This window comes from Parabacteroides sp. AM17-47 (genome assembly GCF_003434625.1).
GTDB lineage: Bacteria > Bacteroidota > Bacteroidia > Bacteroidales > Tannerellaceae > Parabacteroides > Parabacteroides distasonis.
Window position 1 is genome coordinate 1 of sequence record NZ_QTLI01000035.1, and the last position, 17,509, is coordinate 17,509.

The window sequence follows — 17,509 nt, forward strand, 5'->3', positions numbered from 1 at the left end:
ATCAACGATTCGGAAAAATTCATCAAGATTAAAAATCTAAAAACTATCAATCAGGGCAGAGAGATAAATGTTGATGAAGTGGGCGCCAATGATATCGCGATTGTAGAGGATATGGATGATTTTCGAATCGGAAATTATTTAGGTGCTGAACCTTGTTTGATTCAAGGATTATCGCATCAGCATCCCGCTCTCAAATCCTCCGTCCGGCCAGACAGGCCCGAAGAGAGAAGCAAGGTGATATCCGCTCTGAATACATTGTGGATTGAAGACCCGTCTTTGTCCTTTTCCATAAACTCATATAGTGATGAATTGGAAATCTCGTTATATGGTTTGACCCAAAAGGAAATCATACAGACATTGCTGGAAGAACGATTTTCCGTAAAGGTCCATTTTGATGAGATCAAGACTATCTACAAAGAACGACCTATAAAAAAGGTCAATAAGATTATTCAGATCGAAGTACCACCCAACCCTTACTGGGCCACAATAGGGCTGACTCTTGAACCCTTACCGTTAGGGGCAGGGTTGCAAATCGAAAGTGACATCTCCTATGGTTATCTGAACCATTCTTTTCAAAATGCCGTTTTTGAAGGGATTCGTATGTCTTGCCAATCTGGTTTACATGGATGGGAAGTGACAGATCTGAAAGTAACTTTTACTCAAGCCGAGTATTATAGCCCGGTAAGTACACCTGCTGATTTCAGACAGCTGACCCCTTATGTCTTCAGGCTGGCTTTGCAACAGTCAGGTGTGGACATTCTCGAACCGATGCTCTGTTTTGAGTTGCAGATACCCCAAGTAGCGAGTTCCAAAGCTATTACAGATTTGCAAAAACTGATGTCTGAGATTGAAGACATCAGTTGTAATAATGAGTGGTGTCATATTAAAGGGAAAGTTCCATTAAATACAAGTAAAGACTATGCCTCAGAAGTAAGTTCGTACACTAAGGGCTTAGGCATTTTTATGGTTAAGCCATGTGGGTATCAAATAACAAAAGACGGTTATTCTGATAATATCCGCATGAACGAAAAAGATAAACTTTTATTCATGTTCCAAAAATCAATTTATGAATTAATACAAAACAAGAAGAAAATATGAACAAGCAATTCATTATCACGAATTTCGCCGCATTTGCTCTCATGCTGTTCCTGCCGACCGGATGCAGGCAGGCGGACGGCAAGCAGGATGCGGTGCAGAGTTATCGGGTCATAAAGGTCGCGGCAAGTCCGGTGGAAATCTCCGAGTCCTATTCCGCCGCCATACGCGGACGGCAGGATGTGGACATCCTGCCGCAAATATCCGGGCGCATTATCCGTCTGAAAGTGAAAGAGGGTGAACGGGTGAAGACCGGTCAAGTATTGGCTGTAATTGACCAAGTGCCCTATCGGGCGACATTACGCACGGCGCAGGCCAATGTCAGCGCGGCACAGGCAAAAGTGGAAACGGCAAGAATCGAGCTGCGGGGCAAGCAGGCATTGTTTGACGAGAAGGTCATATCCGACTACGAGCTTTCTCTCGCCCGGAACCAACTGGCAGTGGCGTGTGCTGAACTCGAACAGGCAAAGGCACAAGAATCGGATGCACGCAACAATCTCTCCTATACGGAAATCAAAAGCCCGAGCAACGGAGTAGTAGGCACATTGCCCTATCGCATCGGTGCGCTTGTCGGTCCCAATATGGCACAGCCTTTCACGGTCGTGTCCGACAATGCGGAGATGTATGCCTATTTCTCCATTTCGGAGAATATGCTACGGCGATATTTGGCTCGCTATGGCTCGATTGACAGCATGATAGCCGGGATGCCGGAAGTGGGCCTGCAACTCAACGACGGCAGCCTGTACAAGGCGAAAGGACGTATTGAAACCGTAAGCGGCGTGGTGGATCCTGTTACCGGAACGGTACAAATCAAAGCCCTGTTCCCCAATCCCGACCGCGAACTGTTGAGTGGCAGCATCGGCAATGTCATCCTTCAAAACCCGAAAACGGAGGCCGTAACCATTCCCATGACCGCCACCGTGGAACTGCAGGACAAGATTATCGCTTACCGTCTGAAAAACGGACAGGCGGAAGCCGCCTATCTCACGGTGGACCGCCTGAACGACGGCAACCGGTTTATCGTAAAAGAAGGTCTTTCGGTCGGTGACACCATTGTCGCCGAAGGCGTGGGACTGGTGAGAGAAGGCATGAGCATAACCCCTAAAAACGAAACGAAATGAACCTGCGATTTTTTATAGACCGCCCGGTGTTTTCGGGCGTTATCTCGGTGGTGATTGTACTGTTGGGCATGATTTCCATGTTTTCCTTGCCGGTGGAACAATACCCCGACATCGCACCTCCGACCATCAACGTATCCGCAACTTATCCTGGAGCAAACGCTGAAACTGTGCAGAAGGCAGTGATAACCCCTCTGGAAGAAGCCATCAACGGCGTGGAAGACATGACCTATATGACTTCCACGGCATCGAATACGGGCGATGCTTCCATCGACATCTATTTCAAGCAGGGAACCAACGCGGACATGGCGGCGGTAAACGTGCAGAACCGCGTGAACGGCGCGCTGAGCCAGCTTCCGGCGGAAGCCACCAAGACCGGTGTCACCACTGAAAAGCAGCAGAATGCCGAACTGATGACTTTCGCGCTCTATTCGCCCGATGACCGCTTCGACCAGACCTTCCTGAACAATTACGTGAAAATCAATGTCGAGCCGAGGCTGAAACGTATCAGCGGCGTGGGAAAGGCACAGATGTTCGGTTCCAACTACAGCATGCGACTTTGGCTGCGTCCCGACAAGATGGCGCAATACGGGCTTATCCCCGATGACATATCCACCGTACTCGCACGACAGAACATCGAGGCCGCCACCGGCTCCTTCGGTGCCAATCATCCTACCGCCAATGAATACACGATGAAATACCGCGGACGCTTGTCCGGCGCGGAAGAGTTCGGTGAGTTGGTCATCAAGTCACTGCCGGGCGGCAATGTGCTTCGGCTGAAGGAGGTTGCCGATGTGGAACTGGGCGATGAATACTACAAATATTCCTCCGAAGTGAACGGGCATCCGGCAGCCATGATGCTCATCAACCAGAAAGCCGGGTCCAATGCTTCAAGCACCATCAAGGAGATTCACGAAGTGCTTGACGACCTCAGCCGGGACTTGCCCGAAGGGACGGAATTCGTGGTGCTTACCGATACCAACAAGTTCCTGTATGCTTCCATCAATTCTGTTATCCGGACACTTATTGAAGCGATACTTCTGGTTATCGTGGTGGTATATGTATTTTTGCAAGATATTAAGTCCACGCTTATTCCTACGATATCCATTTTCGTCTCCATTATCGGTACGTTCGCCGTGATGTCCATGATCGGCTTCTCCGTCAACCTGCTCACCCTGTTCGCGCTTGTGCTTGCCATCGGAACTGTGGTCGATGATGCCATTGTGGTGGTGGAAGCGGTGCAGGCGAAGTTCGACGAGGGCTATCAGTCTGCGGTTCTCGCGGCTGATGATGCCATGAAAGGCGTTTCGTCGGCTATCCTGACCTCTACCATCATCTTTATGGCAGTGTTTTTCCCCGTTGCCATGATGGGCGGGACTTCGGGAGCGTTCTACACGCAGTTCGGTATCACGATGGCTGTTGCCGTGGGAATCTCGGCAGTCAATGCCTTCACACTCTCACCGGCACTTTGCGCGCTGCTGCTGAAACCCTATATCGATGAGCAGGGCAACACCAAGAACAATTTTGCAGCCCGTTTCCGTAAAGCGTTCAATGCCGTCTTCGACCGTCTGAGCCGACGCTATGTACGTGGAGTGATGTTCATTATCCATCGCCGATGGCTGTTGTGGAGCATCATAGGCATTTCTTTCGGGTTGCTGGTGCTGCTGGTCAATGTCACAAAGACGGGACTTATTCCCGAAGAGGACACCGGGACGGTCATGGTGAGCATGAACACGAAGCCCGGCACATCCATGGCTCAGACAAGTAAGGTGATGGAGCGTATCAACAGCCGTCTCGACAGCATCGGCGAGATTGAATACAGCAGTGCGGTCGCCGGTTTCTCTTTCAGCGGTTCCGGTCCCTCGCAGGCGATGTATTTCGTGACACTCAAAGACTGGGAGCAGCGTAAGGGAGAGGGGCAGTCGGTCAATGATGTCATCGGAAAGATTTATGCCGCCACTTCGGATATTCCCGATGCCACGGTGTTCGCCATGTCGCCTCCGATGATTGCCGGGTACGGCATGGGAAACGGTTTCGAGCTTTATTTGCAGGACAAGGCGGGCGGAAACATCGCCGCCTTCAAGGAAGAGGCAGACAAGTTTGTCGAAGCCTTGTCGCAGCGACCCGAAATCGGCGAAGTCTATTCCTCCTTTGCCACGGATTATCCGCAATACTGGGTGGATATCGATGCCGCCAAATGCGAACAGTCGGGTGTGTCGCCCGCAGATGTGCTTTCCACATTGTCGGGCTATTATACCGGACAATATGTTTCCGACTTCAACCGGTTCTCCAAGCTCTACCATGTGACCATGCAGGCTCCGGCGGAATATCGTGTGAATGCGGAATCCCTGCACCACATGTATGTGCGTGCCACCGATGGCGGCATGTCGCCTTTGAGCCGGTTCGTGCGCCTGACCAAGACCAACGGCCCGTCAGACCTCACCCGTTTCAACCTGTTCAACGCCATCTCGATTAGCGGGTCTCCGGCTCAGGGCTACAGTTCGGGGCAGGTGCTCGAAGCCATCGGCGAGACGGCACGTGAAGTGCTTCCGTCAAATTACACATACGAGTTTGGCGGCATTTCGCGTGAGGAAAGCAAGACGACCAACAATGCCACGCTTATATTCCTGCTCTGCATGGTTCTGGTCTATCTGATTCTGTGCGCCTTGTATGAGAGCGTGTTCATACCCTTCGCGGTTCTGTTGTCGGTGCCTTGCGGACTGATGGGCAGTTTCCTGTTTGCGTGGCTCTTCGGTCTGGAGAACAACATCTACATGCAGACCGGACTTATCATGATTATAGGCCTGCTTGCCAAGACCGCCATCCTGCTTACCGAATACGCCGGTAAACGGCGGTCGGAAGGCATGACGCTGGCACAGGCAGCATACAGTGCGGCAAAAGTCCGCCTGCGCCCCATATTGATGACTGTGTTGTCCATGGTGTTCGGTCTTGTCCCGCTGATGATGGCGCACGGAGTGGGTGCCAACGGCAGCCGTTCGCTTGCCACAGGTGTAATCGGTGGAATGATTGTAGGTACTTTGGCTCTGTTGTTCCTTGTGCCGTCATTGTTTATTGTATTCCAATATATCCAAGAACGTGTTAAGCATAATTAAATGAAGAAGACAGTAATATATATCATATTGTCGGGATGGATGCTTGCCGGCTGTGGCACATACAGCCGGTATCATCGCCCTGACCTCTCAACGGAGAATCTGTATCGGGACATGCCGGCGGACATTGATACAATGACCATCGCGTCCCTGTCGTGGCGGGAAATGTTTACCGACCCGAAACTCCAGTCCTTGATTGAAACCGGACTTGAACGGAACGCAGACCTCAATGTGGCACGGTTACGCGTGGAAGCGGCAGAAGCCGTCCTGATGACTGCCAGACTATCATATCTTCCATCACTGGGACTGACTGCCGAAGGTAATGCCAATAAACATGACGGAGCAACGGCAAAGACATATAATGTGAGAGCGTCGGCAAGCTGGGAACTGGACATCTTCGGCAAACTTACGGCGGCAAAGCGTGGCGCAGCCGCCGCATTACAAGGAAGCCGTGCCTACCGGCAGGCCGTACAGACACAGCTTGTCGCCACTATTGCAGACAGTTACTACACCCTTGCCATGCTTGACGCACAAATGACAATAAGTAACCGGACTTTGGAGAACTGGCGGACTACCGTACGCACTCTTGAAGCGTTGAAAAAAGTGGGGAAATCAAACGAAGCCGGCGTATTGCAGGCAAAGGCGAACGTGATGCGACTCGAAGCATCCCTGTTATCCATACGCAAGAGTATTTCCGAAACAGAAAATGCCCTGTCTGCGATACTTGCCATGCCGTCACACTCGATTGGACGAAGTAATCTGGCCGAGGCTGCTTTCCCCGATACTGTCTCGATTGGAGTCCCTTTGCAACTGCTTTCCAACCGTCCCGACGTGCGTCAGGCTGAAATGGAACTGGCGCAGGCGTTCTACGCCACCAATGCGGCTCGTGCCGCCTTCTATCCCAATATTACCCTCTCGGGGACTCTTGGATGGACTAATAACGGCGGTGGCGTAATCGTAAATCCCGGACAATGGTTGCTCAATGCCATCGGTTCCCTGACACAGCCCTTATTCAACCGGGGCACAAACATCGCCAACTTGAAGATAGCCAAAAGCCGTCAGGAAGAAGCCAAACTGTTGTTCCGGCAATCATTGCTGAACGCTGGAAAAGAAGTGAACGATGCTCTGACTGCATGGCAGACGGCAAAATCGCAAATTGAAATCAATGCTCGACAGGTTGAAACATTATGCGATGCTGTGCGAAAGACAGAATCGCTTATGCGTCATTCCAATGCCACCTATCTGGAAGTGTTGACCGCCCAACAGTCTCTTCTCGAAGCGGAAGTGCAACAGCTACAAACTCGTTTTGAACGCATACAAAGTGTAATCAAACTTTATCATGTGTTGGGAGGAGGAATGTAACTGCAATAAATAGAAAAATTTGAAATTATTATTAGTGTTATTCATCTCGGATATTTTTCGTGATTCTGCCGCATGTAGATATTGTACGAAAGCAATATTTGGATTGTAAAATATCAAGCCAATGAAAATACTTTTGCAGCATAAAATATTTATAGGATACTTTCTTTTAATGGCGATCATTGGCAGCATGGTCGCTATTGTTCTGCACGAGCGTAGTCGTGTACAGAAAATAGAGAATGAATCAATCGCTATTTTTCAAACCCAGCACAATATCAATACCACACACCGCTATGTGACCACGTTAGTAACTTATGGTGAATCCGTCATGGTATGGAATGATGAGGATTCTGGGTGAAGTATAAGAATATCAGAGAAGGGGAACAATTGCATTTCGATTTGCATTTTCTTAACCGCATAAAGAAACAGTTCCCGGGGATAAAAGCTATTTCGCCTGAAATAACAGGACCTTATTCGCAAGTGATGAATAAAGCTAAAAGCGGACTTTTTAAGATTATAGGAATCAATGAAAACTATATGGGAATTAAGATACTTAAAATCAACGAAGATGGACGATATTTTAATAAAGGAGATGACGAGAATACCCGTAATGTTACCATTATCGGCGAAAATGTCAGTACGACCTTATTTAATAATCAAAAAGCGTTGGGTAAGTCGATCAACATTGCCGGTATTGATTTTAAGGTGATAGGCGTACTAAAGAATGATGATATTTTCAGCGCTTCGGAAATCAATTCGGTATATGTGCCCTTCTCAAGTTACATAAACTGTATTGACAATAAGACTCCATTGCGCGCTTTCTGTTTATATCTGAACAAAGAAGTTGATTCCAAGCGATTTGAGAATGAGCTGAGAGCCTTCATCGCTAATAAATACCAATTTGCTTATTCTGATAAGCAAGCCTTACAGATAATCAATTTTGAGACACAAACATCTGCTTTTGAGGGACTCTTTGATGGATTGAAAATGTTTATCTGGATCGTAGGAATTTGTTTTCTGATAAGTGGTATTGTTGGAGTAAGCAACATCATGTTTGTCGTGATCAAAGAAAGGAGTAGCGAAATAGGCATCCGTAAGGCTGTAGGAGCAACTCCTAAATCCATTCTTGTGTTAATGCTGACGGAATCTGTCATCATAACTGTAATCTCCGGTATCATCGGATTGATATCAGGTGCAGCTATTCTTGAGATTATAAATTGGTTGCTCGAAAGCGCCCGTCACGCGACAATGATAAAGCATGCAGAAATAGATATAAATGTAGCTGTTCTCGCTTTGGTTATCTTGATTTTGTCCGGTGTCATTGCCGGAGCATTTCCGGCTATGAAAGCATCTGTTATACAACCCATTGACGCCATTAGAAACGAAAATATAGGATAATGAAGACATTTAAGATTATATTAATTTGCATCTTTTCCGCCACACTGGCATTTGTTGCTTTTCGTTCTTCGCTAAGAGGTACAAAGGCAATTTACGAAACTACACAACCACAATATCGCGAGATCAAAGAGGAAATAAACATATCCGGCAATGTTTTTCCGATGAAGGAGATCGAAATAAAATCGCAGATATCGGGAGTCCTGGACAAGATTAATGTTTCGATAGGAGATAAAGTGCGCATAGGAGATTAAATATAAATTCAAGCAATCATAGCCCGTAATTCACTGAATTTGGCTATCTTTGCATAACATTTGAGAAAAACGGCGATTGGCAGGAGCTTTTCGCCGCCAACATATAGGATAAGACCGCAAGGCGTTTCAAGCGAAAATCTGGTAAATTGGAACTACGGAGACGATTGCGTGATGCTTATGCTATGCTTACGCATAGCGTGCATTCACGTACTCTCCGTAAAGGCTTTACCAGAGCCATCGCTTGAAGGTAGTGTGAATTGCACGCTACTTTTTTACCCTTGCCTAACGAAAGGAAACGATTATGGGTAAAGTTCAGATTCTCGCCGTACTGACGATGGACGGATGTCTTTCTTCAGAGTTATATTATAAAGCACATCAGGATTTGTGCCTTGACCGTTGCGGTCTTGATGAAATCAGGAAGAAAGCCTTTTACCGTGTGACACCGGACTATTCCATTTCAATGCTGCACGAATGGAGAAAAGACTGCACAAACATCCGTTACCTCGCGGAAGCCACACCGGACACGGCAGACTATATAAACGGACTACTGCGGATGCACGCTGTGGATGAAATCATACTATACACCGTTCCTTTCATATCCGGAAGCGGACGACATTTTTTTAAGTCGGCTCTGCCAGAGCAACACTGGACGCTTTCCTCTTTGAAAAGCTATCCCAACGGTGTATGTCGCATTATCTATATCCTTGATAAAAAAGCAAGATAGCCAAAATGTGCGGCAAGCATACATTTCTATTTTCAGGAATAGAATAAATGTTCCGATTACAAACAATTTAAGTCGGAGATAATTTGTCCTTGTGAAAAAATACTGAATTTTATACCTCTGAAATCCAGCACTTTGTAAAATTGAGTGTTGGATTTTTTATTTTCTGCCGCGTTTTTTGCCAATTATATTCATGTGCGCACGCAGAAAACAAAGTGTAATTTTCAAAATTGACAGAACCATGAATTATTTCTTGCTGGCGGAAACCGACTTTTTCCGCCTGATAAACGAAGCCGGCGACTGCAATATGGAAACGGCATACACGGCTTTCGCCACCCAAGTGATCGAACTGTGCAACGGCGGCATGGACATGAACCTTACCGTCATCGCGCTTGCCTACATCGAAATCGAGTTGCAGCACCATCCGGTGCGTAATCTGTCAGAAGAAAGAAGAGAGATTGCCGCCTACGTCAGCAAGGCTCTGTCTTTCGTAAGAAAGATGCAGAAATTCCTTGCCACGCCCCAAGTGCCACCACTAATATCCGCCAACAACGCAACAGAAACCACCGCCAGCCTTCTTCAATGGACGGGCAATGCCATCGACCTCGTGGAACTTATCTACGGCATAGACGTGATGGGCTGCATCAACAACGGCAATATGCCGCTCAAACAGCTCGCCCCACTTCTCTATAAGATATTCGGGGTTGATTCTAAAGACTGCTACCGCTTCTACACTGATATCAAACGCCGGAAGAACGAAAGCCGCACCTATTTCATTGACAGGATGCAGGAAAAACTGAACGAGAGAATGTTGCGTGATGAGGAGTTGGAGCGGATGAGAAAATAAAAAAATATCCATTACATATGAGAAGACAGGAATACTCGTATCCTGTCTTTTTATTTTCATTTAATTATATATTAATTAGCACAATATATGTGAGTTTTTCATTCCTATAAGGACAAATTTCAGAAACGTATGTCTGGTAAATTATTGAGTCATCATAGTATGAACATATATCATTACTAAAAACAATGAAACAACTTCCATAAGATTGTGGTTGTAAAAATCGCCATTTAATAGCCCGTTTTTTTTGTAAAATTCGCCAATTAAAAAAATATGATTATCTTTGCATTATATTTTATAAGGTATGGAAACAGTAAATAGAATACTTCAAGAGAAGATTACAGCACGAATCGCGCCCAATAAAGCAGTACTGATTTTTGGTGCTCGCCGTGTTGGTAAAACGGTAATGATGCGTAAAATTGTGGACAACTATTCAGGTAGGACGATGATGCTCAACGGCGAAGACTACGACACATTAGCACTATTGGAGAATCGCTCAATAGCCAATTATCGGCATTTATTGGATGGTATTGATTTGCTGGCTATTGATGAGGCACAGAACATACCACAAATCGGTAGTATTCTGAAGTTGATAGTTGATGAAATACCGGGAATAAGTGTCTTGGCAAGTGGTTCTTCGTCATTCGATTTGCTGAATAAGACTGGTGAACCGTTGGTCGGCCGCAGTACGCAATTTCTCCTTACACCATTCTCGCAACGGGAAATCGCACAGACGGAAACGGCACTTGAAACCCGCCAGAACCTCGAAGCGCGCTTGATTTACGGTTCCTATCCCGAAGTAGTAATGATGGAGAACTATGAACGTAAAACAGACTACCTACGTGATATTGTCGGTGCATACCTGCTTAAAGATATCTTAGCAATTGACGGCTTAAAAAATTCGAGCAAGATGCGCGATCTACTGCGATTGATAGCTTTTCAGTTGGGCAGCGAAGTTTCTTACGAAGAGTTAGGTAAACAACTCGGCATGAGCAAGACGACCGTTGAAAAATACCTCGACCTATTGGAAAAGGTCTTCGTTATCTATCGTCTGGGGGCTTATTCGCGTAACCTACGCAAGGAGGTTACAAAAGCTGGCAAGTGGTACTTCTACGACAACGGCATTCGCAATGCCATTATCGGGGCTTTCTCACCGCTGGCCATTCGGCAGGATGTCGGTGCGCTGTGGGAGAACTACATCATCGGAGAGCGGCGCAAAGCGAACTTCAATGAGGGACTGCACAGGGAGTTCTATTTCTGGCGCACCTACGACAAACAGGAAATCGACCTGATTGAGGAGAGTGCCGACAGTCTTACCGCCTTGGAGTTCAAGTGGGGAAATAAAATGCCGGCCGCACCGAAAGCCTTCCAAGAAGCCTATCCCTATGCCGAGTTTCATGTGGTAAATCGGGAGAATTATTTGGAGTTCGTATAATCAATAAATTACGTATATGGAAACAAAACTACAATCCAAACAGCAATATCCGCGGTTTATCCAAAATAAACCGTGTGGTATTGACAAATTCGATGGAGGTTCGCAAGAAAGGTTGGCAAAAACTATTGCTCGCCATTTTTGTCAGAATGATTCATTGGATGAGGAATGTACTTTACCTCGAATTATCGGCATCGAAGGTATTTGGGGATCTGGAAAATCCAACGTGGTTAAAATGTTGGAACGTGAATTATCAGACGACTATTACTTTTTTGAGTATGACGCATGGGGACATCAAGAGGACTTGCAACGCCGCTCTATATTGGAATTGCTTACAAGCAAACTTATTGATGATGGTATCCTATCTGGAAATGCAACAATAAAAGTCAAAGGTGGAGGTACGAAAACCGTATCATGGTCTGAAAAGCTGAAATATTTATTAGCCCGTAAAACGGAGACCGTAACCGAAAAATATCCCCTTATCAGTAATGGTATGGTTGCGGCATTTTTGGTTGCAGTTTTAACTCCGATATTTACATTTATTGCGTATGCAGTAAAACCTACACCCACAACATGGTGGTTTTCTTTATTGTCTATTATCATAGCTGCACTGCCAGTTCTTATTGCATTGTGCGTTTGGAAATGGGCATATAGCAAAGATCATAAATATGGATGGAGTTATATGTTAGCTATTTATCAAGATAAAGTCGAAAAGGACGTTTGCTATGAGACTTTGAGCGAAGACGAACCAACGGTTTACGAGTTCAAAACATGGATGCAAGACATTTCTGATTTTATCAAGGAAAAAGGACAACGTAAATTAGTCCTTGTTTTTGACAACATGGATCGTCTCCCCGCTGAAAAAGTAAAAGAATTATGGTCTTCTATCCATACGTTCTTCGCCGATAGCGGTTTTGAAAATGTTTGGGCTGTTATTCCTTTCGATGAAACACATTTAGCTTGTGCATTCGGAGATGAGACCGACGAACAAACGAAACAACTGACCAAGTATTTTATCAATAAAACTTTCCCTATTGTTTATCGTGTTGCTCCTCCTGTTATTACCGACTATCGAAGTATATTCAACAAACTGTTTGTTGAAGCATTTGGAGAAACAGAAAATGAAGCGAAAGAAACTATAAATCGGATATTCAGATTGGTAAATCCTAATGCCAATGTTAGGGAAATTATATCATATATCAATGAGATGGTCGCTCTTAAACAAGAGTGGTGTAACGAAATTTTGATGATAAACATAGCATTGTTCTGTTTGAAGAAGACGGATATTCTGGCAAATCCAGTAGAACAAATATTGTCCGGCGACTATCTGAATGGCATTCAAACAATAATTAACAATGATCTGCAAACACAACGCGAAATTGCAGCTTTGGTATATGGTGTCGATGTTGAAGATGCTCGACAAATTCCATTGAAAAAATATATTGAAGGCTGCATCAACGGAGAAGAAGACCACGACATAAATCAATATGCAGAGACTAATAAACAATTTGACACTGTATTAGAAGAAGTTATACAATGTATGGACAATGCGCTTATCGATAAGATTATACATTGTTTGCATAAATTAACTCGAAAGAGCGATGTTATTCTGCGTGTATGGCAAAGAATAGCACAATTGAAATTAAAAGAATCCATAGAGAAGCAGGTGTTCCCTGTCGAATACCAAGAACTGCTGTTGCATTTAGACACGGAAAGCCAAAACCATGTGATTGCTCAATTATATAAGAAGATAGTTCGGTTCAATGACTTCAATGGCGGCGACTATTTCAAAACGTTAGATGCAATAGACAGGTTTATTGCGCAAAATAAGTTGGCGTGCGATTTTACGTCATTGATTGAAGCAAAAACAGTCAAGCCAAATACATTTATCGATTATATTCAAGCTGCAAATGCAACAGATGCTGCCTATCGGGATAACGCGACAACTAAAGCATATAAATATTATCAAGTAGCAACAAATTCGGAGGCGCTCGATAATTATTTGGCAAACTTACTACCCGATAATTTCGACCATGCAGATATTGTAAAAACGTTAAAAGATAATTCTACCTATACGTTTCCAACGCTTTTGCAAGCGATCACGAATTGCATTGATGAACAGAATGTAAATAAAGATAATATAGGGGCTATATTTACAACCTATCGTTTATTGGCATCTGACGAAGAAAGACCTTTACCTGTAACGTTAGATTCAACCTACATAAATCAGTTGCATTCTGAATTAGAAACTGATGGCCGAAACATTAAAGAGTCTGGATATTACGATTTAGTCGCCATGCAATTGGCACATGGTCATTCCGTTTCCTTAATAGAGGGTGGAGATATAAAATATGTTGCAGAACTCATGGACTATTATGTGGATCATGGAGACTTATTAGTAAATAGTGTGGGATGGAATATACCGCTATTAAATGAAACACTACAATACATGGTAAATCATAAACTTGGCTATAAATTATTGCTCTCAGACATATTGCCCCAATTTGAAGATATTAAGAACAGAATAGGTGTAACGGATGAGGTATTTATCGAGCATTTAGCAGAGTGGAATACCGATTTGGATAAGTATATCACTAAGAACAATATTAAAGATGTAATTCCTGACGCATCTTTTTACGATTTGACCACTAAAATAAGCAATGTCCTGACCGATCATATCAATAAAATAGCGTTCGAAGCGTTGTCTGAAATAAGTGTTGATACATTATACGCCCAAAGAACAGCACATACATCATATTATTGGTTTGTCGCAATAAAACATTTACTGGCTAAAATCAAATCCTTGCCAGATAACTTGACTGAATTTGGCAAAAAGATTCTGATGGATATTGCTTCTGGAACTCAAAGTTTGAATCCTTTCCCTAATTGTTTCAAGAATATAGTTGAAAGATTGGATAAACGAAAAATTAAATCGACAGTTACCGATATAAGAAATGATTTCTGCATCGGTAAAAAGACTATCAATGCAATAAAGTTTCAATTTTTCGAAACATGGCTTAGATCGCATGGTAATTTGAAAAGTCAAGCTGGAGACGTTATTGATAAAATAGTGAAACCTGTAATTTCCGATGGGGCATGCCGTTCATTGATTCTGCAAAACAAAGATTTTTATATGGATTTAATAAATACAGCAGGGGATGATGCTTATGAATTGAAAAAGAGTCTCCGAAACCTCATACAAAAAGATTCAGATCCGCAATTGGTTAAATTTGTCAATTCGATAGATTCAGTACCTGAGGTTGAAACCGCGTAAGTATTTGTCTAACAAGTCCGAATTTTACGATTTTACCCGTCAGAACTGAAGTGCCCCCCAAAAAAATTGTATCCAACTTTTGGGGGTCACTTCAAACTTCGATAGGGATAATTTTCAATTTTGGGGACTTGTTAGACAGTCTCATTATCTGGTAGCAGTTTACACAGCACCGGATCGTTTTTGATACGCTCCAGTTCCTCCTGCACAATCTGCTTCACCTCTTCCTTGATGCGCCGGTAGTTCGCCTGCACCGTTTCCTTCATGCGGTCGTTGCCGTCCTCGTCCGTGAAGTTTGTAATGACGGGAATTTTCTTGTAGGCACTTTCTTCCCGTTTCACCTTTTCGGCATCCACCACAATCTCGCAATGAAAAATCTTCTGCTCGATACGCTCGTTGAAGTTGTCGGATACAGAACCGACAAACATTCCCTGCGTAAGCCCGGAAATCTTACTCGGTGGAATGAGCGCGTCCATCTGCGTGTTGATGGAGGTGGAAACATCCTGCCGGTTGATGGAGATGGACTGCCGTTTCTGCAACACCTTACCGAACCGCTCGGAGAGCGTCTTGGCTGTTTCCCCCACCACCTGACCGGAGAAAATATTGCCGACAGTGTTCATCACCACTTTCGCCTCTTTGTCCCCGTAGTCACGCACTAACTGGCTGAAATCCTGAAAGCCCAGACACACGGCAACCTTGTTGCTTCGGGCGGTAGCTATAAGATTGTCCAACCCTTTGAAGTATATTGTGGGCAACTCGTCGATGATGACCGATGACTTCAGCATCCCCTTCTTGTTGATGAGCTTCACGATACGGGAATTATACAGACCGAGTGCCGCACCGTAGATATTCTGACGGTCGGGATTGTTACCCACGCAGAGGATTTTCGGCTCTTCGGGATTGTTGATGTCCAGCGTAAACTCGCTGTCTGACATCACCCAGTAGAGCTGCGGTGAAATCATCCTCGAAAGCGGGATTTTTGCCGACGCTATCTGACCCATGAGCTGCTCCGCAGCCCCTCCAAGCCACGCATCCATGAACGGCGAAAGGTAGTTCTCCAGCTCCGGATAAGAGGTCAGTATCGGAAATATATCCTCGTAACGGCGGTTCAGAAACTCGATAGCATGGGGAAACGTGCAAAACTTCCCGTTCTGATAGATTTTGAGATACCAGATAATACTGGCAAACAGAATGATAGGTGACTCCACGAAGAAGTCGCCCTGCTTTTGCACCCACGTTTTATTGAGGTTGAGCATTATTGTGTAGGCACTCTCATAGGCATCCGTAATATCTTCCATAAAATCCGGGTGAATGGGATTGCACCGATGAGAGCGTCGCGGGTCGTCGAAGTTGATCACATAGAACTTCGGCTTTACCTTGTAGCCGTCCGGGTGGTTCAGCAAATGGTTGTAGGCAATAGTAGATAGGTCGGGATACTTGAAATCGTAGATGTATTGACTAAAGCCCTTTTCAATCTGTTGCTTGATAAAATTGTTTACCACGGCATAGGACTTGCCGCTGCCCGGCGTACCCAACACGATGGACGCACGGAAGGGATTAACTACATTGATCCAACCGTTGTTCCAGCGTTTCCTGTAATAGAAACGTGTCGGCAGATTGACCGAATACTCGCTTTCGATAAGCCTCGTTTCCTGCATGAAACTCTCGTTCTCGTTGTTGAAAACATCCTCCATCAAATTGTGTTTCAACAGGCGGCTCATCCACAGACCACCCATCAACAGGCAGACATAGCCCGTTCCAATGGTAAGGACATACAGTCCCGTCACCGCTTCAAGCGGCAGCGGCAGGGGCAGCAACCACCAGTTCAGGAAAAACAGCACGAACCCGACGGCAAATGCTGTCCAGATTCTCCCCCAAGTGATTTTCTCACCCTTGACACCCTTCGTACCCAGACAGGACAAGGCAAGCAAAAGGACGGAAAACAGCTTCGTGTAGAGAATGGAATGGAACAGCCCCGCCGTGCGGTCGAAGTTCAGAAGGATTTTGTCCACCACGCCGATGTTCACGCCCCACAGCCGGATGGCTTCGTAGCAGAACCAGTACACGTTCATGACCACTAAAATGATACTCACGGCACGCAGAAAATCCATGATTTTCGCCAATGCCCTCAAATCGTCTTCTTGTTGTGACATACATTGATTTTTTAATTGTTGATACTCTGATTACATACCCAAGCCCTTGCGTTTTTTCTTCTTTTTGCGCTTCATCGCCCGGATGAAAGCCTCTTCCTCGGCATCTACCGCCGGACCTTCGGGAGTGAGCAAGCCCATACCGCCCGATATATCTTCACTGTCGTAGGCGGTCTGCCCGTGTGCCTTGTCCGCAGCATCCACAGGGATGGATAGCGGTATCGGCGGTTGTCCGGCGTATGGCAGGGTGAAGTGTTCCTGCAAGGCATTCGCCGAAAGCTCCTTACCCATGCGCGAACCGTTCAGCACGCATCCCGTGCGGTGGTCGATGAAGGTAGCCCCATAGATGCGCCCTTCCTCTGTGTAGCGCAGTACGGTGTCGATGCCCTTCTCTTTGAGTTGGGATACAAATTTGTCCTTGTCATAAGTGCCTTGCAGCACGGAAAGGACGGTGCGTTTCGTCATGTCTGCCAGTTTCCTATCCTTGATTTCCGATTTGGAACGGACAAACTTCTTCTGTACGGCTTCATAGCCTGCGGACTTCCCGAAAAGCGAGGATTTGAACGGGTTGCCCACCTTGTTACCCTTGTCGTCCGTGACGGAATAGACCAGCCCGTGATACTCCCGTCCGCGCACGTTGCCCCTCGCTTCCTCCACCGTCATATTATATAAGGAAAGGAGCGCACGGTATTCGCCCATCGTCTGGAAACGGTACTGCCCATTCAGAGCCTTCACGGTGTTGCCTACCTGCTTCTTCACA

The 17,509-nt window shown here is 45.5% G+C and carries 10 protein-coding genes and 3 pseudogenes; 11 read left to right on the forward strand and 2 right to left on the reverse strand.

The features are described 5' to 3' along the window. The 11 genes and pseudogenes from DW205_RS20420 to DW205_RS20470 form a co-directional block, all read left to right on the forward strand. Positions 1-1,098: pseudogene (locus DW205_RS20420) on the forward strand (tetracycline resistance ribosomal protection protein); the annotation flags it as partial. Continuing rightward, entirely contained in the window at positions 1,095-2,216 is a 1,122-nt protein-coding gene (locus DW205_RS20425) for an efflux RND transporter periplasmic adaptor subunit (RefSeq protein ID WP_117794839.1), read from the forward strand. The pseudogene DW205_RS20420 and the gene DW205_RS20425, both read left to right, overlap by 4 nt. Then, positions 2,213-5,326 carry an efflux RND transporter permease subunit gene (locus DW205_RS20430; RefSeq protein WP_117794840.1) on the forward strand — a complete coding sequence of 1,038 codons (3,114 nt, stop codon included), beginning with the start codon at positions 2,213-2,215 and terminating at the stop codon, positions 5,324-5,326. The genes DW205_RS20425 and DW205_RS20430 overlap by 4 nt, the downstream gene beginning before the upstream one ends. After that, entirely contained in the window at positions 5,327-6,685 is a 1,359-nt protein-coding gene (locus DW205_RS20435; protein ID WP_117794841.1) for an efflux transporter outer membrane subunit, read from the forward strand. Between the two features lie 121 nt (positions 6,686-6,806). After that, a pseudogene (locus DW205_RS20440) lies at positions 6,807-7,034 on the forward strand (hypothetical protein); the annotation flags it as partial. A 2-nt stretch (positions 7,035-7,036) separates the two neighbouring features. Further along, a complete protein-coding gene (locus DW205_RS20445) occupies positions 7,037-8,080 on the forward strand; it encodes an ABC transporter permease (protein WP_005809236.1) in 1,044 nt (347 codons plus the stop codon). Further along, positions 8,080-8,331: an efflux RND transporter periplasmic adaptor subunit gene (locus DW205_RS22665; protein ID WP_005809234.1), complete on the forward strand. Its 252-nt coding sequence runs from the start codon at positions 8,080-8,082 to the stop codon at positions 8,329-8,331. The genes DW205_RS20445 and DW205_RS22665 overlap by 1 nt, the downstream gene beginning before the upstream one ends. A gap of 301 nt (positions 8,332-8,632) precedes the next feature. Beyond that, on the forward strand, positions 8,633-9,055 hold the full coding sequence (locus DW205_RS20455) for a dihydrofolate reductase family protein (RefSeq protein ID WP_117704138.1): 423 nt from the start codon (positions 8,633-8,635) through the stop codon (positions 9,053-9,055). A gap of 238 nt (positions 9,056-9,293) precedes the next feature. Then, positions 9,294-9,899 carry an RteC domain-containing protein gene (locus DW205_RS20460; RefSeq protein ID WP_117897943.1) on the forward strand — a complete coding sequence of 202 codons (606 nt, stop codon included), beginning with the start codon at positions 9,294-9,296 and terminating at the stop codon, positions 9,897-9,899. A 301-nt stretch (positions 9,900-10,200) separates the two neighbouring features. Then, the gene (locus DW205_RS20465) at positions 10,201-11,331 is read left to right on the forward strand and encodes an ATP-binding protein (protein ID WP_004291480.1); all 1,131 of its coding nucleotides are present in this window, start codon (positions 10,201-10,203) and stop codon (positions 11,329-11,331) included. Positions 11,332-11,347: 16 nt separating this feature from the next. Further along, positions 11,348-14,602: a P-loop NTPase fold protein gene (locus tag DW205_RS20470; protein ID WP_004291481.1), complete on the forward strand. Its 3,255-nt coding sequence runs from the start codon at positions 11,348-11,350 to the stop codon at positions 14,600-14,602. Positions 14,603-14,733: 131 nt separating this feature from the next. Here DW205_RS20470 and mobC read toward each other — a convergent pair whose 3' ends face one another. Further along, a complete protein-coding gene (gene mobC, locus DW205_RS20475) occupies positions 14,734-16,752 on the reverse strand; it encodes a conjugal transfer protein MobC (protein ID WP_004291482.1) in 2,019 nt (672 codons plus the stop codon). Positions 16,753-16,782: 30 nt separating this feature from the next. Continuing rightward, positions 16,783-17,509 (reverse strand): annotated as a pseudogene (locus DW205_RS20480) (relaxase); the annotation flags it as partial.

Excerpts from the sequence above, each read along its gene's own strand:
- DW205_RS20425 (WP_117794839.1), top strand. The coding sequence starts at position 1,095 with ATGAACAAGCAATTCATTATCACGAATTTCGCCGCATTTGCTCTCATG.
- DW205_RS20435 (WP_117794841.1), top strand. The coding sequence starts at position 5,327 with ATGAAGAAGACAGTAATATATATCATATTGTCGGGATGGATGCTTGCC.
- DW205_RS22665 (WP_005809234.1), top strand. The coding sequence starts at position 8,080 with ATGAAGACATTTAAGATTATATTAATTTGCATCTTTTCCGCCACACTG.
- mobC (WP_004291482.1), bottom strand. The coding sequence starts at position 16,752 with ATGTCACAACAAGAAGACGATTTGAGGGCATTGGCGAAAATCATGGAT.
- DW205_RS20465 (WP_004291480.1), top strand. The coding sequence starts at position 10,201 with ATGGAAACAGTAAATAGAATACTTCAAGAGAAGATTACAGCACGAATC.
- DW205_RS20470 (WP_004291481.1), top strand. The coding sequence starts at position 11,348 with ATGGAAACAAAACTACAATCCAAACAGCAATATCCGCGGTTTATCCAA.
- DW205_RS20455 (WP_117704138.1), top strand. The coding sequence starts at position 8,633 with ATGGGTAAAGTTCAGATTCTCGCCGTACTGACGATGGACGGATGTCTT.
- DW205_RS20430 (WP_117794840.1), top strand. The coding sequence starts at position 2,213 with ATGAACCTGCGATTTTTTATAGACCGCCCGGTGTTTTCGGGCGTTATC.
- DW205_RS20460 (WP_117897943.1), top strand. The coding sequence starts at position 9,294 with ATGAATTATTTCTTGCTGGCGGAAACCGACTTTTTCCGCCTGATAAAC.